This is a genomic window from Mycolicibacterium sp. XJ879, assembly GCF_053483935.1.
Genome location: NZ_JBEFTH010000008.1, coordinates 35307 through 54505 on the forward strand (window position 1 = coordinate 35307; position 19199 = coordinate 54505).

The window sequence follows — 19199 nt, forward strand, 5'->3', positions numbered from 1 at the left end:
GCCGAAGTTTGCGCACGCTCGCGGCACGCTGGAAGCCGTGATAGTGCTCAAGTCGATGCTGTTGTTCGCGTTGGCCGCGGTGCTCGAAATCGGCGGCGCCTGGTTGGTGTGGCAAGGGTTTCGCGAACATCGCGGTTGGCTGTGGATCGGCGCCGGCGTCATCGCGCTGGGCACCTACGGGTTCGTTGCGGCGTTTCAGCCCGACGCCCACTTCGGCAGGGTGCTCGCCGCGTACGGCGGCGTCTTCGTGGCCGGCTCGCTGGCGTGGGGAATGGTCGCCGACGGCTTCCGGCCCGACCGGTGGGATCTCGCCGGGGCGGCGATCTGCCTACTCGGCGTCGGCGTCATCATGTACGCGCCCCGATGATGCTGCTGCGAGGCCGCCGTGAGCGTGCGCAAACTCCGGCGATCTCTCGGCGTGTCGCCCTCAAACTCGCACGCTCGCGGGAATGGGGTGGGCTCGCGGCTAAGGGGGCTACGCGGCCCTATTGGTTGCGATTCCATTCCAGCCATCCGACGCCGGTGCGGCCATCGACGGCGGTGACGGCGGCCCACGCCCGCGGGAACTGGCTGACCCGACCGTCGGGTGAGGTCAACCGCACCGGTGCGTGACCGTGCACGGCGATGCTCACCGTGACGTCACCCGGCGCCAACGTGAGCGTCGTCTGCAGTGGTAACCCGTTGTCGCCCATCTCTTCTCGCGCCGCCACCGTCTGCAGTTCGATCAGCTCGTGGTCCGGGTGCTGGATGTAGCCGATACCCACCGGCGGTGCGCCCGGGACCCGGACGTCGACGCCGTGCAGACGAGTGCCGTCGTCGAGGTGCAGCGCGCTCCACACCCACTCCATGGACCACCAGTCGCGCACCCCCCACGAGTGGTCGCGCTGGCCGGGCACCGAATCCAGTTGGTAGCTCTGCCCGTCGGCGGACACGGTGCCCGACACCCCGCACGGGATCTCGTAGCGCGGCGTGATCCGGTACTGGTATGGCACGCCCTCGGTACGCAACACCAGGTCCATCGTCAGCTCGGTCGGCCGGCCGGCCTCGCCGCGCAGCAGCGCGGCCGGATCGTCGTAGGCTTGCGCGGGCCCGCGCAGTGTCACTCGGTAGCTCTGCAGCGGCTCGGTGATCTCCATCGTGAGATCCCCTGCCGCACAATGCACCTGCATCGGATCGTCCGGCAGCGGGGCCTCGAGGTCGACGATCGCGATGGTGGGCATATCCGGCCCGCACAGCAGCCCGTTGATCCACGCGACGTTCTGGTTCGGCACTAGGCCCAGCCGGATCCAGCCGCCGATCTTCTGCGCGGGGTCGACGAAGTCGAAGTACCAGCTCTCGTTCCACAGCTCCTCATCACCAGGTGCGTGGGCGCCTTCGTCGGTGGGCTCGGGCCGCAACGGTTCGAGCCCAACGGGTTCTGGCAGGATCGCCGCGGCGTCGGTGTCCAGCACATGGTGGCAATGCCGATCCAGCATGGTCATGAACATCTGATCGCCGCGCTCGGTGCGCTCGACCAGCATCGAGGACACGATCGACATGACCACCCCGAAGTAGCTCTGCCTGCGTACGCCCTCGCGGACGTCGTCGAGGGTCAGCGGCGCGTCGGGGCCCAGGGCCTCGTGGTAGGCGCGCAGCAGCGCGTCGTAGTGCTCGCGGCGGTCTTCGACGGGCAGGGCGCAGCCGAGGAAATAGGCGACGTCGGTCAGCGCCGGTCCCCACGTGACGGTCTGCCAGTCCACCACGGTCAGCGCGCGGTCGGCGCCGGGTCCGCCGAAAAGCAGGTTGTCCAGCCGATAGTCGCCGTGGATCAGCCCCATCGGGCGCTGCGGATCGGCTTCGACAGCGAGGTAGGCGTCGAAGCTGGCGACCAGCCGCTCGCAGACCTCACGCTGTTGGTCGGTGATCCGGTCGGTGAAGCGCTCGGCGAACCCGGCGTAGAGCTGGCCGATCAGCGCCTGGTTGATTGGCGTGTCGCGGTTTAGCCAGTCGGCTTGCGCGGCCGCCGGATCACCGAGCAGCGGGGCGTGCACGCGGCCCAATTCGGCCAGCGCTAGCTTCGCCTGCTCGACTGTGGCACCGCGGATTTCATCCCCGACGGTGGCCGGCGCCGCGTCGCCGAGCAGAAGGTGAAACGCCCCGGTCTCGCTGTCATAGCCGGCGGAATGGCACGGTGCCACCGGACCACCGATGCGCGGCGCGATGTCGGTGTAGAACCTGACCTCCCGTTCGTAGAGGCCCAGCGTCAGGCCGGCCTGGCGACTGGCGGGGTCGGTCGCGGCGACCTTCAACACCACCGACGGTGGGCCTTCCTCGCCGTCGGCGTAGGTCAGCGTCACGCGGTAGCACTCGCTCATCTGTCCGGTACCGATGCGTTCGGTGCCGAATTCGGTGACGGTTCCGGCGCCGATGGTCGCGGTGAGCCAGTCGGCGTTCAGGTCGGTGGGCCGTTCGATCACGGCGCTCTGCGTGGGGGCCATACCTGGCAACCTAGCAGTGGGCGAAATCACAACGTTGACGGGTGTCAAAAAATTGTCGGATTCGCTGCGAATCACCGGCTGGCCAGGGAAAACCCTTCCCATGCCTGCCTGCGGGCGGCGTGCGGATCGAACTCGACGCGGGGTCGATGGTCGAGCACCATCACCGCCCGCTCGGCGGCGGTGTAGGCGGGCCAGTCCCCCTTCGGCATCCCGGTTCGAGCGAAGGCGTGCCACCGGCTCTGGATGTCGTCGCTGACCCGCAACGCGGTGCGACGGTCGGCGACGGCGGTCAGTAGCCGTCCGAAACCGCTGCGGTAGACGTCGAACACCGCCAACAGCTCGGTGGCGTGGGTGGCGCCCAGTCCCGACCACCGCAGCGTGCGCGGGGCATAGTCGTAGCGGTACAGGTAGGTCGGGGTGTGCACGCTGTGCGACTCCGCGATCTGCCATGCTGCCGACCCGAACGCGAAGTCGCCGCCGAACTGGACGCACGCGCGCGGATCCGGATAGCCCGGGTAGGCGGCGGTAATACGTTCGCGCTCAGCGGGGTCGACCTCCGCCAGCAGGCGCTCGATCATCGGCTCGGTCATCGGCAGCAGTTTGAGGAAACGGCCGAACAACCGGGCCTCCTCTTTGTTCGTGCCCACGATCAGCGGTACCCGGTGGGCTTTTCCGTTGCGCATCGCCTCGACCGGATCCAGCGGCAGGTAATCGCCGCCGCTGGTGGGGCCGGCCGCGAACGCGCCGAGCATCTCGCGTTGCCCATGTTTGATCAGCCGGTCGAACGCGGTCACCAAATCGATTGGGTGCGCGGCCATCACCGCGTTGGCGCCGTCCGCCTTGCGCGCGCCGAGCAGTGCGGCGAACCGTTCCGCGTACTGCTCCGCGACTTCCTTGGTACGCACCATACCCGCCGCGGGGCTCTCCGAGATCGCTTGCGTAAAAAGGCCTTTGGCTTCCGGTACGGCCAACAGGGTGGCGACGGCGTGCGCGCCGGCGCTTTCGCCGAAGATGGTGACGTTGTCGGGGTCACCGCCGAACATTGCGATGTTGTCGCGCACCCACCGCAACGCCATCACCAGGTCGCGCAGGTACAGGTTGTCGTCGAAGGTGAACTCGTCGTTGGACAGCGACGACAGGTCCAAACATCCCAGCGCGCCCAGCCGGTAGTTCACCGAGACGTAGACGCAGCCGTTGCGGACCAGCGACGCCCCGTCGTAGATCGGGGTGGCCGACGTGCCCATGAAATAGCCGCCGCCGTGGATGAAAACCATGACCGGAAGCGGCGCTTCGGGCGGCCGCTTGGGGGCGACCACGTTGAGCGTCAGACAGTCCTCGCTCATCGGCTGGTATTTGCCGGGCGCCAGCATCGTGTACATGCGCTGCTGGGGCGCACAGTTGCCGTACCCGTGGCAGTACCGCACACCACGCCACGGCTCGACGGGCTGCGGCGCACGCAGCCGCAGCGAACCCACCGGCGGGCGGGCATAGGGAATGCCACGCCAGCGGTTCACTCCGTCACGGGTGAAACCTTCGATGGTTCCGGCGTCGATCTTTGCGCGGACGGTGTGTTCGTGCATCACCCGACGGTAGCGAATGCGCGCCCGCCGCCGCGCCTGGCCGGGCCCGCCGTGTCGGCCCGCTAACCTGGCCGGTATGCGAATCGCTGGGCTCATCGCGGTCTCGGTGCTGCTAGCCGGATGTTCCCAGTCGGTCGGCGGCGAGGCCGAACGGATCGAGCCGATCCCCCCGGATCCGGGCCGCACCACCACGACCGCCCCGACCACCACCGCACCCGCCCAGCCTCCCGATGCCGGCACGCCTATCGCCGACGTCATCGCCTGGATCGAGGCGGGCGACCCGGCCGACCCGGCCCAGTACAACGTCGCGTTCCGCGACGGCACCACAACGCAGTTGGGCGACGATGTCGCGTTCCGGACCCCGACGAGCACCACGCGATGCATGACCGACGGCGCACTGGTATGCCTGCTCGATTTGGCCGACCCGCCGCCGCGGCCCGCCGACGCGTACGGCGAGTGGAAGGGCGGCTGGGTCGACTACGACGGCACCACCGTGGCCGTCGGCTCCGTGCACGGCGATCCGGGACCCTTCACCGCCGGTGTGGGCGCGGAACTGCCCTACGGCCAGGTGTTGGCGTTCGGCGACTACCGGTGCCGTTCCGACACCGTCGGCCTGTTCTGCGTCAACTACGCGCACCAGTCCGCGGTCAAGTTCAGCGACGCGGGCGTCGAACCGTTCGGCTGCCTCCAACCGGTGACCGCCCCGCCGCAGATCGGGCAGATGTTCAGCTGCTGAGGAACTTCCCGGCTAGCGCCAGCCGTCGGCGGCCTTGGCGGCCCGCATCAACTCGGTGCACAGGTGGCGCAGTTCGTCGTTGTCGGCGCCTTCTTCTATGGCGGTCGCGACGTCTTCGGCGGCGCAGCGGACCTGATACACCCGGTCAGCGAGTTCGGTGGCCTCTTCGGCGGTGAGCACCACCGCGTCGGGCGCCAGGGATGTGCCCTTGACGAGCGTGCGTTGTTCGTAGGCGCGCTGCCGGCACGACTGTCGGCAGTACTGTCGACGCCTGCCCAGGCCTGCGTCGGCGACTTCGCGGCCGCACCAGCGACAGGGTTGGGGACGTAATCGCCGTGCCACGGAACCTGACTGTAAACGTAGGGACCGGCCGATCCCGGTATCATGGACGGTCGAGTCGGGAACTTATCTGGCGCGTTGGGGCGTTCATGTACCGGACAACCAGGGTTTTATTTGAGGAGTGTTGACGATGGCTGATCGTGTCCTGAGAGGCAGTCGCCTCGGAGCTGTGAGCTACGAGACCGACCGCAACCACGACTTGGCGCCGCGTCAGGTCGCCCGGTACCGCACCGACAACGGCGAGGAGTTTGACGTCCCGTTCGCCGACGACGCCGAGATCCCCCACACCTGGCTGTGCCGCAACGGCATGGAGGGCACGCTGATCGAGGGTGACGCGCCCGAGCCGAAGAAGACGAAGCCGCCGCGGACCCACTGGGACATGCTGCTCGAGCGTCGTTCGATCGAGGAACTCGAGGAACTGCTCAAGGAGCGCATGGACATCATCAAGGCCCGGCGCCGCGGCACCAGCTAGCGGGTGACACCGACTCCGCGGGCCCGGTCCAGGCGCCCGCGGATTCCCCACTCCGCGACCTTGAACAGGGCTTCGCGGATGTTGGATCCGCTCATCTTGGACTGCCCGAACTCACGTTCGGTGAAGGTGATCGGCACCTCCACCACCTGAAACCCGTTGTTGATGGTGCGCCAGGTCAGGTCGATCTGGAAGCAGTAGCCCTTGGAGTCCACGGCGGTCAGGTCGATCTTCTCCAGCACCTCACGCCGGTAGGCGCGGTAGCCGGCGGTGATGTCGTGGATGTCGACGCCGAGCAGAATGCGCGAGTAGCCGTTGGCCGTGCGTGACAGCACCAGCCGCCGCTTGGGCCAGTTGCGCACCTCTCCCCCGGGCACGTAGCGCGAACCGATCGCCAGATCGGCTCCGGCGTCGACGGCGTCGAGCAGGCGGTGCAGCTGTTCGGGCGGATGGCTGCCGTCAGCGTCCATCTCGATCAGGACCGCGTACTCGCGGCGCAGTCCCCACTCGAAACCGGCCAGGTAGGCCGCGCCCAGACCGCCTTTGGCGGTGCGGTGCATGACGTGCACCGTGTCCGGGTCGGCCAGCGCGAACTCGTCGGCGAGGTCGCCGGTGCCGTCGGGGCTGCCGTCGTCGACGATCAGAATGTGCACCTCGGGGCACGACTGCTGAACGCGCCGCACGATCAGCGGCAGGTTCTCCCGCTCGTTGTACGTGGGGATGATCACCAGCGCACGCTGGCTTGGGCGTTCCCCGGGGCCCGGGCCCGTCGTCATGTGGCTCCTCTTACCTTGTCGCCGCTGGATCGACGACGCGCAACTGTCCAATTGTGCAGTATCGCGGCGATCACGCTGCCGACGCCGACGGCGATCAGCAGCCCCTGGATCGCCGGACCCCACCCGGTCGCCACTGTGAGCTGGCTTTTCAGCCGGACCGCGGTGTCGAGGTAGGCGGGTTCGAAGAACTCGGTGCGGGCGATCTCATGGCCGTCGGGAGCGATGACGGCGCTGATCCCGGTGGTGCCCGCGACGACGGTGTAGCGGTCGTGCTCGACGGCACGCAGCCGCGCGAACGCGAGCTGCTGTTCGCTCATCGCCTCGTCGAAGGTGGCGTTGTTGGTAGGTACGGCCAGCAGTTGCGCGCCGTTGCGCACCGACTCGCGTGGGGCACGATCGAAGATGACTTCCCAGCACGTGGCGACCCCGACCGGAATGCCCGCCGCCGTCACCACCCCGTCCCCGTCCCCGGGGATGAAGTAGCCCGCGCGGTCGGCGTACGGCGACAGGTGGCTGAAGAAGCTGCGCCACGGCAGATACTCGCCGAACGGCTGTACGATCCGCTTGTCGTGGCGATCCACGGGACCACGCTCGGGATTCCACACGATCACCGAGTTCGTCGACACCGGGTTGTCGGGGCTGTGGCCGTCGGCCGCCACCACCCCGCCGACCAGGATCGGCGCGTCGATGGCCGCTGCGGCGTTGGAGATCAGCTTGTTGGCGTCGGGGTTGCGCAGCGGATCGATGTCCGACGAGTTCTCCGGCCACACGACGAACATGGGCTGCGACGCCCGCCCGGCGCGCACGTCGGCGGCCAGCCGCATCGTCTCGCGCACGTGGTTGTCGAGAACCGCGCGCCGTTGGGCGTTGAAGTCCAGCCCGAGGCGCGGCACGTTGCCCTGGACGACGGCGACGGTCACCGGCTGGTCTTCGCCTGCCCCCATGCCGGATTGGCGCACCGCCGGCCAGGCCAGCGCGGTGGCCAGCAACACGACGGTGATACACGCCCCGGCCAGCACCACGGCCGGCGGGCGCGCCTTGTGCGCTTCGTCGCGGCGCCACCACTGCGCGACCTCGAAAACGATGGCGGCGAAGCTGAACCCGACCAGCACCACGGCGAACGACAGCAGCGGCGCCCCGCCGATGCGGGCCAGCGGCAACAGCGGCGCATCGGTCTGGCTGAAAGCGACTACACCCCAGGGAAATCCGCCGAACGGCACGGTGGACTTCAGCCACTCCTGTGCCGCCCATAGCCCCGCGAACCACAGCGGCCAGCCCGGCAGGCGTCGCACCAGCACGGCCAGTGCGCCGAACAACGCCGGGAACAGCGCTTCGACGAGCGACAAGGCGATCCACGGGACCGCCCCGACAAACCCGCTGACCCACGGCAGCAGCGGCAGGTAGAAAGCCGCCCCGAAAAGAAACCCGTATCCGAAACCGCCTGCAGTCGTGGTCGTTTCACGGGTCAACACCCATGCCAGCGCCCCGAACGCGACGACGGCCAGATACCACCAGTCAAACGGCGGGAAGCTCAGACACAGCAGCAGGCCCGCGACGATTGTCACCGTCAGCTGCGGCAGCCGCGCCAGCACCGCCCGGCCGAACCGCTCGGCCCGTGCGCGCCATCTCGGCGGCTCAGCCATGGATGACGACACCACGATGGACCGTCTGTCGGCAACGGGGCAGTTTCCCGTCGAGTCGTGGCAGCGCGGGCACCCGCGAGCGTTGATCCGTCGACCAGCGTTGCACCGCGTTATCAGGTGCGGCCACCTCGAGCTCGCCGGTCTCCCAGACCGCGTACGAGGCGCGCGCGCCGGGAACCAGCGTGCCGGTGATGCCGTCGCGCACCCCTGCGGCCCGCCAGGCGCCCCTGGTGGCCGCCGAGAACGCCGCGCGCGCCGACAGCGCGCTGCCCTGCGTGCGGTGCCGGATCGCCGCACGTACCGTCGCCCAGGGATTCATGCTGGTGACGGGTGTATCGGAGCCGAAGGCGAGTGGCACGCCTTGGGATGCTAACAGCGCGAACGGGTTGAGCGCCCCGACGCGGTCGGGTCCGAGACGCTGCGCGTACATGCCGTCGACGCCGCCCCACAGCGCGTCAAAATTCGGTTGCACGCTGGCGAACACACCCCACGCGCCGAGCTGGCGGGCCTGTTCGGCGGTGATCATCTCGAGATGTTCGAGCCGGTGCCCGCACCGCGCCACGGCGGGCGCGCCGAAGGTGTCGACCACGCGGTCGAGCGCATCGACCACGGCGGTCACGGCCGCGTCGCCGATGACGTGGAAACCCGCGGTGATGCCAGCCTCGGTGCAGGCGTGCAGATGTGCGCTGATCGCATCGGTGTCGAGATAGGTGTTGCCGCAGCAATTTTCGGCGTCACTGTAGGGCTGGTGCAACCACGCCGTGCGGGAGCCCAGCGCACCGTCGACAAACAGGTCGCCGGCCAGCCCGTGGGTGCCGGTGCGCTCGATCAGCGCTCGGGCCTGCTGCGCGTCGGTGACCGCCTCACCCCAGTAGCCGACGATGTCGACGCCGTGGTCGATGCGCCGGATCTCGGCCCAGTCGTCGAGGCCGCCGATGTCAGGGCCCGCGCATTCGTGCACGGCGACGATGCCGAGTGCGGCGGCGATGTCCAAGGCGGCTGCTCGGGCCTGGTCGCGCTGTTCGGGGGTCAGCCGGTCGCGGGCGGCGGCGCGCACGAGGTGGTGCGCGTCGCCGGTCAACGGCTGCTGCGCGGCGTAGCCGGGCGCGTCCGGCAGGCCGGAGATGAGCCGGCGCAGCGCGGTGGTCGCGACCGCCGAGTGGACGTCGACGCGGGTCAGGTAGGCGGGCCGGTCGCCGACCGCGGCGTCGACGTCAGCGGTGCTGGGTGGGGTGCGCTCGGGCCATCCGGACTCGTCCCAGCCGTGCCCCCAGATCACGCCGTCGGGATGGGCGGCGGCGTGCTCGCCGAGCAGCTGCAGGCAGTGCCGAAGCGAGGTGGCCGCGCGGAGGTCGAGCCCGATCAGGGTCAGGCCCGTGGCGGTGAGGTGGACGTGGCTGTCGACGAACGCCGGCGCGACGAAGGCGCCGTCGAGGTCAGTGATCTGGGCCTCGGGGAACTGTGCGCGGCCAACGTTGTCGCTGCCCAGCCACGCGACGACGCCGTCGCGCACCGCCAGCGCGGTCGCGTCGGGCATGGCGGGGCTGTGCACCCGCCCGTTGAGCAGGAGGTCAGTCACTTATTCGGGCTTGCGCTCCACGGTGTGCGGATCGGTGTCGACGACGTCGATCACCTCGCCGTCGATGTAATCACCGCGCGGCTGCGCGGTGTGTCGCAACCCCGCGACGCCGACGGTGATCAGCGGCATCCGGCGCGCGGCCAGCGCCGTGACCAGCGGGCGCACCGCCGCCCTGGTGGGCGGCAGGAGGAGCAAGGCACCGAGCATCGAGCTGGCCAGTCCGGGTATGACGACGAGCACGGTACCCAGCGCGACGAGCAGGCTGTCTTTGGCCGCGTCCGGTACGGCGGCGGCGCTGAGCCCGGACTGCAGGCGGCGGAGTTGCCGTCGCAGCTGCGATCCGGCCAGCACGAGGCCCACGGCGAAGGCCGCGACCAGCATCAGAAGGGTCCAGCCGATGCCGATGGTCGCGGTCAGCGCCACGATCACCGCGATCTCGAGGACCACGTACAGCAGGAACAGCCGCATCGCCATATCCGCACAACGTCCGAAACAGCCGGTCTGGTTCCGTAGATTGGCAACGTGACCAAGATCAACCTCGAAACCCCGGACGGCCCGATCGACGCGCTGCTGGGCGTTCCGCAGGGCGACGGACCTTGGCCGGGCGTGGTGGTGGTGCACGACGCGATCGGTTACCGGCCCGACAGCGAGGCGACCTCGGCGCGGATCGCGGCGGCCGGGTTCATCGCCGTCACACCGAACTTGTACTCGCGCGGCGGCCGCGCGCGGTGCGTGACCCGGGTGTTCCGGGAGCTGCTCAGCAAGCGTGGCCGTGCGCTCGACGACATCCTGGCTGCCCGCGACCATCTGCAGGCCATGCCGCAGTGCACGGGCGCGGTCGGCATTGTGGGGTTCTGTATGGGCGGGCAGTTCGCGTTGGTGATGTCGCCCAACGGTTTTGGTGCCTCAGCCCCGTTCTACGGCACACCGCTGCCGCGCGATCTCAGCGACACGCTGGACGGGGCGTGTCCGATCGTGGCCAGTTTCGGCCGTCGCGACCCGCTCGGGCGCGGGGCGCCGGCACGGCTGCGCGAGGTGGTCCAGGACAAGGATATTCCCGCCGATATCCAGGTGTATGCCGACGCCGGCCACAGTTTCGCCAACAAACTGCCTGCTCAGCCGCTGCTGCGGATCGCCGGGTTCGGCTATGACGAGGCGGCCGCCGACGACGCGTGGCGGCGCGTCTTCGCGTTCTTCACCGAGCACCTGACGACCTAAGTCGCCGGCTGTACCTCGATGGCTGAGTGCACCTTGTCGATGCCGCCGCGCAGGATTGCCTGCGGTATCCACCACCACGCGTGGTACCAGTAGCGCTTGGTGACCTTGTCGAAGACCCGGCGGGTCTCGGACTTCGGCAGGTTGCGCGCGACCGCCTCCACCGGATCGCCCTTGGGTTTGCCGAGTGCACCGGACTTCTGGATGGTGACCCTCGGAGTGTTGTTGATCCGCTTGGTTTTCCAGGAGCCGTCGTCGGTGATGATCAGCAGCTTGTCGCCGTCGCGGACGCCCCACACCGGTGTGCGCTTCGGCCTGCCGTCCTTGGTGAACGTGGTCAGCAGGATGTACTTGGACTTGGCGACGTCGGCGAAGGTGTCAGCCATCCTCACGCCGCCTTCAGTTCGATCGAAACGTTGTTCTTCATTCCGCCGCGCAGCTTGCTGAAGAAGTTGAACGTCTTGCCGAGCAGCCCGTAGCGCTTGCCGAGCGCGTCGTAGGTCTCGGCGTTGGCCGATTTGTCGAGGATCGTCGCGACGGCCTCGACGGGTTCGCCCTTCGGGTTGCCGCGCGCATCGCATTTCGCGATGGTCACCCGCGGTGTGTTGCGGATCCGCTTGACCTTCCACGACTTTTCCTGCGTGATCACCAGCAGCCGGTCACCATTGGGCGCCGCCCAAACCGCGGTCGGCTTGGGCCGACCGTCTTTGGTGAACGTCGTCAGCAGGATGTATTCGGATTTCGCAACGTCGGCGAAGGTGACAGACACGCTCCCAACTTACTGGGCAGGCCGGGTGGCCGTTGACTCTGCGCTCAGGGCGAAAAATTCGACGAAACCGCGCCCTGGACGCAGAGTCACGCGCGGACGTCAGCCTTCGAGGTCGCCTTCGGTTTCGAGCAGCACCTGGCGCAGGCTTTCCAGCGTCGCCGCATCGGGTTGCGCCCACATGCCGCGGTCCACGGCCTCCAACAACCGTTCGGCCATCCCGTGCAGCGCCCATGGGTTGGATTCGACCATGAATTTGCGGTTCTCGTCGTCCAGCACGTACTCGGCGGTGAGTTGCTCATACATCCAGTCGGCCATCACGCCCGCGGTCGCGTCGTAGCCGAACAGGTAGTCGACCGTGGCAGCCATCTCGAAGGCGCCCTTGTAGCCGTGCCGGCGCATCGCGTTCATCCAGCGCGGGTTGACGACGCGGGCCCGGAACACGCGGGTGGTCTCCTCCGACAGCGTGCGGGTGCGCACCGAGTCGGGCCGGGTGTTGTCGCCGATGTAGGCCGCGGGGTCCTTACCGGTCAGCGCTCGCACGGTGGCGACCATGCCGCCGTGGTACTGGAAGTAGTCGTCGGAGTCGGCGATGTCGTGTTCGCGGGTGTCGGTGTTCTTGGCGGCCACCGCGATCCGGCGGTACTGGCGGCTCATGTCTTCAGAAGCAGGCCAGCCGTCCAAATCTCGGCCGTAGGCAAACCCGCCCCACGCGGTGTACACCTGGGCCAAGTCGGCATCGTCGCGCCAGTTGCGGCTGTCGATCAGCTGCAGCAGCCCTGCGCCGTAGGTACCGGGTTTGGATCCGAAAATCCTTGTAGTGGCGCGTCGTTGGTCACCGTGTTCGGACAAGTCGACTTGGGTGTGGGCGCGCACATAGTTGGCCTCGGCGGGCTCGTCGAGGTTGGCGACCAACTGCACGGCGTCGTCGAGCATCGTGACGACGTGCGGGAACGCGTCGCGGAAGAACCCGGAGATGCGCACGGTCACGTCGATGCGGGGCCTGCCGAGTTCGGCGAGGCCGATCGGTTCCAGGTCGACCACGCGCCGCGAGGCCTCGTCCCACACCGGCCGCACCCCAAGCAGGGCCAGCACTTCGGCGATGTCGTCGCCTGCGGTGCGCATCGCCGAGGTGCCCCACACCGACAGCCCGACCGACTCCGGCCACCGGCCGTGGTCGTCGCGGTACCGGGCCAGCAGCGAATCAGCAAGTGCCACACCGGTTTCCCACGCCAGCTTGGACGGCACGGCGCGGGGGTCCACGGCGTAGAAGTTGCGTCCGGTGGGCAGCACGTTGACCAGCCCGCGCAGCGGTGAGCCCGACGGGCCGGCCGCGATGAACCGGCCCTCCAACGCGCGCAGGATCTGATCGATCTCGGCTGCGGTACCTGCCAACCTGGGTACCACCTCGTTGGCCGCGAACCGCAGCACCGCGGCGACGTCGGCGTTGTCGGTCAGCGTGTCGACGATATCCGGGTTCCACCCCGACCCCTGCAGCGCGGCAACGAGTTCGCGGGCTTGAGATTCTGCTGCGTCAACGGCGGTGCGTTCGTCGTTGCCGTCCTCGGCCAGGCCGAGCGCCTGGCGCAGCCCGGGCACGGTGTGCTCGCCGCCGAACAGCTGGCGGGCCCGCAGCACCGCCAGCACGAGGTCGAGTTCGGCTTCGCCGGCGGGTGTTTCGGCCAGGATGTGCAGACCGTCGCGGATCTGGACGTCTTTGATCTCGCACAGCCAGCCGTCGACGTGCAGCAGCATGTCGTCGAACGAGTCCTCGTCGGGCCGGTCCTCGAGCCCGAGGTCGTGGTCCATCTTCGCCGCGCGCATCAGCGTCCAGATCTGCTGGCGGATGGCGGGCAGCTTGCCGGGGTCCAGCGCGGCGATGTTGGCGTGTTCGTCGAGCAGCTGCTCCAAACGGGCGATGTCACCGTAGGTTTCGGCTCTGGCCATCGGCGGGATGAGGTGGTCGACCAACGTCGCGTGCGCGCGGCGCTTGGCTTGGGTGCCCTCACCGGGGTCGTTGACCAGGAACGGGTAGACCAGCGGCAGGTTGCCCAGCGCGGCATCCGGTGCGCAGGCGGCCGACATACCCAGCGTCTTGCCCGGCAGCCACTCCAGGTTGCCGTGCTTGCCGAGGTGCACGACGACATCCGCGCCGAAACCCTGGTCCAGCCAGTGGTAGGCGGCCAGATAATGGTGGCTCGGCGGCAGGTCGGGGTCGTGATAGATGGCGACCGGGTTCTCGCCGAAGCCGCGTGGCGGCTGCACCATCAGCACCACGTTGTCGGCCTGCAGCGCTGCGATGACGATTTCACCGTCGCGGTCCTGGCTGCGGTCGACGAACAGCTCACCGGGCGGCGGACCCCATTGCGCCGTCACGGCATCGGTGAACTCCGCGGGCAGCGTGTCGAACCACGCCCGATAGTCCTTGGTGGACACCCGGATCGGGTTACCTTCCAGTTGGCCTTCGCTGAGCCAGTCGGGGTCCTGTCCCCCGCGTTCGATCAAGGCGTGGATCAGCGCGTCCCCATCGCCGGCGTCCAGGCCCGGAATGTCGCCGACCGCGTACCCGTGCTCGCGCATCGCCCGCAGCACGGCGACGGCGCTGGCCGGTGTGTCCAGGCCGACGGCGTTGCCGATGCGGGCGTGCTTGGTGGGATAGGCGCTGAACACCACCGCGACCCGCTTCTGCTCCGGCGGGATCGCGCGTAACCGGGCATGGCGCACCGCAAGCCCGGCGACGCGGGCGCAGCGTTCCGGGTCGGCGACATAGGAGATCAGCCCTTCGTCGTCGATCTCCTTGAACGAGAACGGAACCGTGATGATGCGCCCGTCGAACTCGGGAACCGCGACCTGGCTGGCGACGTCGAGCGGGGACAGCCCGTCGTCGTTGTCGTGCCACTGCGCCCGCGAGCTCGTCAGGCACAGCCCTTGCAGGATCGGGATGTCGAGGGCGGCCAGATGCGCCACGTTCCAGGTGTCGTCGTCACCTCCGGCGGTGACGGCGGCCGGGGTGGCGCCGCCGGCGGCCAGCACGGTGGTCACCATCGCGTCGGCGGTACCGAGCAGCTCGAGCAGTTCGGCGTCGGCCGTGCGCAGCGATGCGCAGAACACCGGCAGTGCCCGCCCGCCCGCGTCTTCGATAGCCGCGCACAGCGCATCCACATAGGCGGTGTTACCCGCCAGGTGTTGGGCGCGGTAGTAGAGCACCGCGACGGTGGGGCCGTCGGCGTTGCGGACCGGACGCTCGAGAACGCCCCAGGTCGGGGTGGTCACCGGAGGAGCGAACCCAAAGCCGGTCATCAACACCGTGTCGCACAGGAACGCGTGCAGCTGCCGCAGGTTTTCCACCCCGCCCTGCGCGAGGTACAGGTGGGCCTGCACGGCCACACCGGCCGGCGTGGTGGAGTGGCCCATCAACTCCGCGTCGGGTGTCTGTTCGCCGCTGACCACCACCGTGGGCAGCCCGCTGGCCACCACCGAATCGATGCCGTCCTGCCACGCCCGGTAGCCGCCGAGGATGCGTACCACCGCGATGTCGGCCGCGCCGAGCAGTTCCGCGAGTTCACCGTCGACGAGCCGCGACGGGTTCGCCCACCGGTACTGCGCGCCGCTGGCGCGCGCGGTGATCAGGTCGGTATCGGAGGTCGACAGGACCAGGACGGTCGGGGTGCGTTGGGGCGGAGCCACGCCCCATTACTACCCCATCACCAAATTTCGCGGTTTGTGGAGCCGTAGCCGCGGTCAGCGCGGCTAGGACTCCTCAAGTCGCCCAGCCGGGGATCAGCGCCGATTCCACCGATCGTGGGTGGTGTTCGGATACGGCAAGCCCAGCGCGGCGACTAGGACGACCAACAGCGCGCCGAAGATCAGGAGTTCGAACATCGTTGTTCCTTCCAAGAGATCCAGATGTGCAGAAGCTACGACCAAAACCAGCCCAAGTGATCGATATGTGTGGCACGGATCACCGCGGCCAGCGCTGTGGCCGGCGTCACACGCAAGGGGGTTTAGAGGCGGTCCGTTTGGCGGCTCATGAGGGAGTTTTCGAGCCACGCGTACCGCTTCGGGTACTGGCGTCGCACCGGCTTCTGCTTCTTCTGCATTGCGGCCGGTTTCGCGCAGCGCGGGGCCGCGGTGCCCCACAGCACCTGCTGTTCGGTGATCAGGACCGGCTCGTCGACGGGCGCCTGCGCGCGGACGCTACGGGTAGTCGGGGTGGCTGTTGGGTCAGAATTGGTTGTCAGACTGCTCATTTCATACTCTCCACCGTGGTTGCCCGGTATCTGATGAGAAAGCTTCGACCGCTGACGCCCGGGCGTCATGCGTAGCCGACTACCTGTGTTTCAGGTGACCCCGGCGTACGGTGAGCCCATGGCTCGTACCCGCGATCACGACGCCTGCCCCGGCGCCTTGCACGTGCACCGCGCCGCCGACGGTGCGCTGGCGCGGGTGCGGCTTCCCGGCGGGATGATCACCGCCGCGCAACTGCGGGCGGTGGCGGGCGCCGCGGCGCGGTGGGGTTCTGGCACTGTGGAACTCACGTCGCGGGGCAACATCCAGATCCGCGGCATACAGGACGACCCGGTCGGGGTGGCCGATGCTCTCGCGGCTGCGGGGCTGCTGCCGTCACCGACACATGAGCGGGTGCGCAACATCGTGGCCTCCCCGCTGTCGGGCCGGACAGCGACGGCCGCCGACGTCCGCTTCACCGTCACCGATCTCGACGACGCGATCCAGGCGCGGCCCGGGCTCGCGGCGCTGCCGGGCCGGTTCCTGTTCGGCATCGACGACGGCCGCGGCGACATCTCCGGGCTGGCCGCCGACACCGGGGTGCACTTCGTCGGTGATTCGGCGGCGCTGCTGCTGGCGGGCCGCGACACCGGCGTGCGGCTGTCGGCACCGCAGGTGGTGCCCACGCTGGTCGACGTCGCTGCGCGGTTCGTCGACATCTGCGGAAAGGCTTGGCGCGTCGCCGAACTCGATGACGCCGGTGCGTTGATCGCCGATCTGGCGGTGACGGCCGATGCCGGTGCGACGTGGGAACCGGTCACGCGCCCACCGGTCGGCTGGATCGAACAGCACGACGGCCGCATCGCGTTGGGCGCGGCCGTGCCGCTGGGCGTGTTACCCGCCCGCACGGCCGAGTTCCTGGCCGCCATCGACGCGCCGATGGCGATCACCCCGTGGCGTTCGGTGTTGGTCTTCGATCTCGACGAAGCGCGCGCCGACACCGCGCTGCGGGTGCTCGCCCCGATGGGTTTGGTGTTCGACGAGCGCTCGCCGTGGTTGTCGGTCAGCGCGTGTACCGGCAGCCCGGGCTGCGCGCACTCGGCTGCCGACGTGCGCGCCGACGCCACCGCCGCAGCGGGCGAACCGGCCACCGGCCACCGCCATTTCGTCGGCTGCGACCGGGCCTGCGGCAGCCCGGGCGTCGGCGAGGTGCTGGTGGCCACCGGAGACGGATATCGGCCGCGCACCGCGCCACCGTAGGGTGAGCGGGTGCTCGACTACATTCGCGACGCCGCCGAGATCTATCGGCAGTCGTTCGCGATCATCCGCGACGAGGCCGACCTGGCGCGCTTCCCCGCCGATGTGGCCAGGGTGGTCGTGCGGCTGATCCACACCTGCGGGCAGGTCGACGTCGCCGAGCACGTCGCCTACCGCGAGGGCGTGGTCACCAAGGCCCACGCCGCGCTCGCCGCGGGCGCACCGGTGCTGTGTGACTCGTCGATGGTGGCCGCGGGCATCACGCGGTCGCGGCTGCCCGCCGACAACGAGGTGGTGTCGCTGGTCGCCGACCCTCGGGCACCCGAACTGGCGGCGCGACAGGGCACCACCCGCTCAGCAGCCGCGGTGGAGCTGTGGGCCGACCGCCTCGGCGGCGCCGTGCTGGCCATCGGCAACGCGCCGACCGCGTTGTTCCGGCTGCTCGAACTGCTCGACGACGGCGCCCCCACCCCGGCGGCGGTGCTGGGCGGCCCGGTCGGTTTCGTCGGGTCGGCGCAGTCCAAGCAGGAACTCATCGACCGGCCGCGCGGGATGTCCTATCTCGTCGTGACGGGTCGCCGCGGCGGCAGCGCGATGGCCGCCGCGGCCGTGAACGCGATTGCCACCGAAGAAGAATGACCGAAGTTCCCGGAAGACTGTGGGGTGTCGGGCTCGGACCCGGCGACCCCGAACTGGTGACCGTCAAGGCGGCACGGGTGATCGGCGAGGCCGACGTCGTCGCCTATCACAGCGCGCGGCACGGCCGTAGCATCGCGCGCGGCATCGCCGAACCGTATCTGCGGCCGGGCCAGATCGAGGAGCATCTGGTCTATCCGGTGACCACCGAGACCACCGACCATCCCGGTGGATACGCCGGCGCGATCGAGGACTTCTACCGCGAGGCCGCCGACCGAATCGCCGCCCATCTGGAGGCCGGCCGCAACGTGGCGCTGCTCGCCGAGGGCGATCCGCTGTTCTACAGCTCGTACATGCATATGCACACCCGGCTCACGCAGCGGTTCGACGCGGTGATCGTGCCCGGTGTGACGTCGGTGAGTGCCGCGTCCGCGGCCACCGGCACCCCGCTGGTGCAGGGCGACGAGGTGCTGTCGATCCTGCCCGGCACGCTCGGCGTCGACGAGCTCAAGCGGCGCCTGGCCGACACCGACGCGGCCGTGGTGCTCAAGCTGGGTCGCTCGTATCCTGCGGTGCGCGAAGCGCTTTCGGCGTCTGGGCGGCTCGACGAGGCGTTCTACGTGGAACGGGCCAGCACCGACGCGCAGCGGGTGCTGGGCGCGGGCGAGGTCGACGAGCACGCCGTCCCGTACTTCTCGCTGGCGATGCTGCCGGGCCGGCCGCGACGCGCGCAGATCATCGGCAGCGTCGCGGTCGTCGGGCTGGGTCCCGGCGACACCGCGTGGATGACGCCGCAGAGCCGCCGTGAACTGGCCGCGGCGACCGACCTGATCGGCTACGGCCCCTACCTCGACCGCATCGGGGTTCGCGACGGCCAGCGCCGCCATCCCAGCGACAACACCGACGAGTCCGCGCGTGCGCGGTTGGCCTGCACACTGGCCGAGCAGGGCCGTGCGGTCGCGGTGGTGTCCTCCGGGGACCCGGGTGTGTTCGCGATGGCCACCGCGGTGCTCGAGGAAGCCAAGCAGTGGCCCGGCGTCGACGTGCGGGTGATCCCGGCGATGACGGCCGCGCAGGCCGTGGCCAGCCGCGTCGGTGCCCCGCTGGGCCACGACTATGCGGTGATCTCACTGTCGGACCGGCTCAAGCCGTGGGACGTGATCGCGGGGCGGTTGACCGCTGCGGCGGCCGCCGATCTGGTGCTGGCGGTCTACAACCCGGCGTCGAAAAGCCGCACCTGGCAGGTCGGCGCGATGCGCGATCTGCTGCTCGAGCACCGCGACCCCGGCACGCCGGTGGTGATCGGCCGCGACGTGTCGGGCCCCGCCGAAGAGGTGAAGGTGGTGCCCCTCGCCGACCTGGACCCGGCCGACGTCGACATGCGCTGCCTGCTGATCGTCGGGTCGTCGCAGACCCAGTGGTACGGCGAGCGGGTGTTCACCCCGCGCCGCTACCCCTCCTGATGCCGCCAGCGCTCAGTTAGGTACGGTTTCAGCCCG

Annotated in this window: 18 protein-coding genes; 7 read left to right on the top strand and 11 right to left on the bottom strand. The window is 69.3% G+C overall.

Going from position 1 to position 19199, the window contains the following annotated elements:
- The first annotated feature begins 40 nt into the window (after nt 1-40).
- Nucleotides 41-367 (top strand): YnfA family protein, encoded by a 327-nt coding sequence (locus ABQF13_RS17945; protein WP_448394312.1) that lies wholly within the window; start codon nt 41-43, stop codon nt 365-367.
- A gap of 118 nt (nt 368-485) precedes the next feature.
- Here the strand turns inward: ABQF13_RS17945 and ABQF13_RS17950 are convergent, their stop codons facing one another.
- Nucleotides 486-2477 (bottom strand): DUF7064 domain-containing protein, encoded by a 1992-nt coding sequence (locus ABQF13_RS17950; RefSeq protein ID WP_448394130.1) that lies wholly within the window; start codon nt 2475-2477, stop codon nt 486-488.
- A 71-nt stretch (nt 2478-2548) separates the two neighbouring features.
- Complete coding sequence (locus tag ABQF13_RS17955; RefSeq protein ID WP_448394131.1) at nt 2549-4057, bottom strand: carboxylesterase/lipase family protein; 1509 nt, start codon at nt 4055-4057, stop codon at nt 2549-2551.
- A 76-nt stretch (nt 4058-4133) separates the two neighbouring features.
- Here ABQF13_RS17955 and ABQF13_RS17960 point away from each other — a divergent pair, with 76 nt between their 5' ends.
- Complete coding sequence (locus ABQF13_RS17960; RefSeq protein WP_448394132.1) at nt 4134-4793, top strand: hypothetical protein; 660 nt, start codon at nt 4134-4136, stop codon at nt 4791-4793.
- 12 nt (nt 4794-4805) lie between these two features.
- Here ABQF13_RS17960 and ABQF13_RS17965 read toward each other — a convergent pair whose 3' ends face one another.
- Complete coding sequence (locus tag ABQF13_RS17965; protein WP_448394133.1) at nt 4806-5135, bottom strand: hypothetical protein; 330 nt, start codon at nt 5133-5135, stop codon at nt 4806-4808.
- 127 nt (nt 5136-5262) lie between these two features.
- Here ABQF13_RS17965 and ABQF13_RS17970 point away from each other — a divergent pair, with 127 nt between their 5' ends.
- A complete protein-coding gene (locus ABQF13_RS17970; RefSeq protein ID WP_448394134.1) occupies nt 5263-5604 on the top strand; it encodes an RNA polymerase-binding protein RbpA in 342 nt (113 codons plus the stop codon).
- Here ABQF13_RS17970 and ABQF13_RS17975 read toward each other — a convergent pair.
- The 4 genes from ABQF13_RS17975 to ABQF13_RS17990 are packed head-to-tail and all read right to left on the bottom strand — an operon-like array spanning nt 5601 to nt 10073.
- Nucleotides 5601-6377, bottom strand: coding sequence for a polyprenol monophosphomannose synthase (locus ABQF13_RS17975; RefSeq protein ID WP_448394135.1), 777 nt, complete (start codon nt 6375-6377; stop codon nt 5601-5603). The two genes, ABQF13_RS17970 and ABQF13_RS17975, sit on opposite strands and share 4 nt — an antisense overlap.
- The gene (lnt, locus tag ABQF13_RS17980) at nt 6374-8020 is read right to left on the bottom strand and encodes an apolipoprotein N-acyltransferase (protein ID WP_448394136.1); all 1647 of its coding nucleotides are present in this window, start codon (nt 8018-8020) and stop codon (nt 6374-6376) included. Before lnt ends, ABQF13_RS17975 begins: the two co-directional genes overlap by 4 nt.
- Nucleotides 8013-9599 (bottom strand): amidohydrolase, encoded by a 1587-nt coding sequence (locus ABQF13_RS17985; protein WP_448394137.1) that lies wholly within the window; start codon nt 9597-9599, stop codon nt 8013-8015. The genes lnt and ABQF13_RS17985 overlap by 8 nt, the downstream gene beginning before the upstream one ends.
- Complete coding sequence (locus ABQF13_RS17990; RefSeq protein ID WP_448394138.1) at nt 9600-10073, bottom strand: FxsA family protein; 474 nt, start codon at nt 10071-10073, stop codon at nt 9600-9602.
- Nucleotides 10074-10121: 48 nt separating this feature from the next.
- Between ABQF13_RS17990 and ABQF13_RS17995 the strand changes: the two genes are divergently transcribed.
- Nucleotides 10122-10817 (top strand): dienelactone hydrolase family protein, encoded by a 696-nt coding sequence (locus ABQF13_RS17995; RefSeq protein WP_448394139.1) that lies wholly within the window; start codon nt 10122-10124, stop codon nt 10815-10817.
- Here the strand turns inward: ABQF13_RS17995 and ABQF13_RS18000 are convergent.
- From ABQF13_RS18000 to ABQF13_RS18015, 4 genes are all read right to left on the bottom strand, one after another.
- Nucleotides 10814-11200 carry a PPOX class F420-dependent oxidoreductase gene (locus tag ABQF13_RS18000; RefSeq protein ID WP_448394140.1) on the bottom strand — a complete coding sequence of 129 codons (387 nt, stop codon included), beginning with the start codon at nt 11198-11200 and terminating at the stop codon, nt 10814-10816. The genes ABQF13_RS17995 and ABQF13_RS18000 overlap by 4 nt on opposite strands.
- A 2-nt stretch (nt 11201-11202) precedes the next feature.
- Nucleotides 11203-11583, bottom strand: coding sequence for a PPOX class F420-dependent oxidoreductase (locus ABQF13_RS18005; protein ID WP_448394141.1), 381 nt, complete (start codon nt 11581-11583; stop codon nt 11203-11205).
- 99 nt (nt 11584-11682) lie between these two features.
- Nucleotides 11683-15267 carry a cobaltochelatase subunit CobN gene (gene cobN, locus ABQF13_RS18010; RefSeq protein WP_448394142.1) on the bottom strand — a complete coding sequence of 1195 codons (3585 nt, stop codon included), beginning with the start codon at nt 15265-15267 and terminating at the stop codon, nt 11683-11685.
- A gap of 317 nt (nt 15268-15584) precedes the next feature.
- The gene (locus tag ABQF13_RS18015; protein ID WP_448394143.1) at nt 15585-15830 is read right to left on the bottom strand and encodes a hypothetical protein; all 246 of its coding nucleotides are present in this window, start codon (nt 15828-15830) and stop codon (nt 15585-15587) included.
- A 118-nt stretch (nt 15831-15948) separates the two neighbouring features.
- On the opposite strand from ABQF13_RS18015, the gene cobG reads away from it, so the two are divergent.
- The 3 genes from cobG to ABQF13_RS18030 are packed head-to-tail and all read left to right on the top strand — an operon-like array spanning nt 15949 to nt 19163.
- Nucleotides 15949-17067 (top strand): precorrin-3B synthase, encoded by a 1119-nt coding sequence (gene cobG / locus ABQF13_RS18020; protein WP_448394144.1) that lies wholly within the window; start codon nt 15949-15951, stop codon nt 17065-17067.
- Between the two features lie 9 nt (nt 17068-17076).
- Nucleotides 17077-17703, top strand: a complete 627-nt coding sequence (locus ABQF13_RS18025; RefSeq protein WP_448394145.1) for a precorrin-8X methylmutase — start codon at nt 17077-17079, stop codon at nt 17701-17703.
- Nucleotides 17700-19163, top strand: coding sequence for a precorrin-2 C(20)-methyltransferase (locus tag ABQF13_RS18030; RefSeq protein WP_448394146.1), 1464 nt, complete (start codon nt 17700-17702; stop codon nt 19161-19163). Before ABQF13_RS18025 ends, ABQF13_RS18030 begins: the two co-directional genes overlap by 4 nt.
- The last annotated feature ends 36 nt before the right edge of the window (nt 19164-19199 follow it).

Excerpts from the sequence above, each read along its gene's own strand:
- ABQF13_RS17970 (WP_448394134.1), top strand. The coding sequence starts at position 5,263 with ATGGCTGATCGTGTCCTGAGAGGCAGTCGCCTCGGAGCTGTGAGCTAC.
- ABQF13_RS18000 (WP_448394140.1), bottom strand. The coding sequence starts at position 11,200 with ATGGCTGACACCTTCGCCGACGTCGCCAAGTCCAAGTACATCCTGCTG.
- ABQF13_RS17975 (WP_448394135.1), bottom strand. The coding sequence starts at position 6,377 with ATGACGACGGGCCCGGGCCCCGGGGAACGCCCAAGCCAGCGTGCGCTG.
- ABQF13_RS17955 (WP_448394131.1), bottom strand. The coding sequence starts at position 4,057 with ATGCACGAACACACCGTCCGCGCAAAGATCGACGCCGGAACCATCGAA.
- ABQF13_RS18015 (WP_448394143.1), bottom strand. The coding sequence starts at position 15,830 with ATGAGCAGTCTGACAACCAATTCTGACCCAACAGCCACCCCGACTACC.
- ABQF13_RS17990 (WP_448394138.1), bottom strand. The coding sequence starts at position 10,073 with ATGGCGATGCGGCTGTTCCTGCTGTACGTGGTCCTCGAGATCGCGGTG.
- ABQF13_RS18030 (WP_448394146.1), top strand. The coding sequence starts at position 17,700 with ATGACCGAAGTTCCCGGAAGACTGTGGGGTGTCGGGCTCGGACCCGGC.
- lnt (WP_448394136.1), bottom strand. The coding sequence starts at position 8,020 with ATGGCTGAGCCGCCGAGATGGCGCGCACGGGCCGAGCGGTTCGGCCGG.
- cobG (WP_448394144.1), top strand. The coding sequence starts at position 15,949 with ATGGCTCGTACCCGCGATCACGACGCCTGCCCCGGCGCCTTGCACGTG.
- ABQF13_RS17960 (WP_448394132.1), top strand. The coding sequence starts at position 4,134 with ATGCGAATCGCTGGGCTCATCGCGGTCTCGGTGCTGCTAGCCGGATGT.
- ABQF13_RS17950 (WP_448394130.1), bottom strand. The coding sequence starts at position 2,477 with ATGGCCCCCACGCAGAGCGCCGTGATCGAACGGCCCACCGACCTGAAC.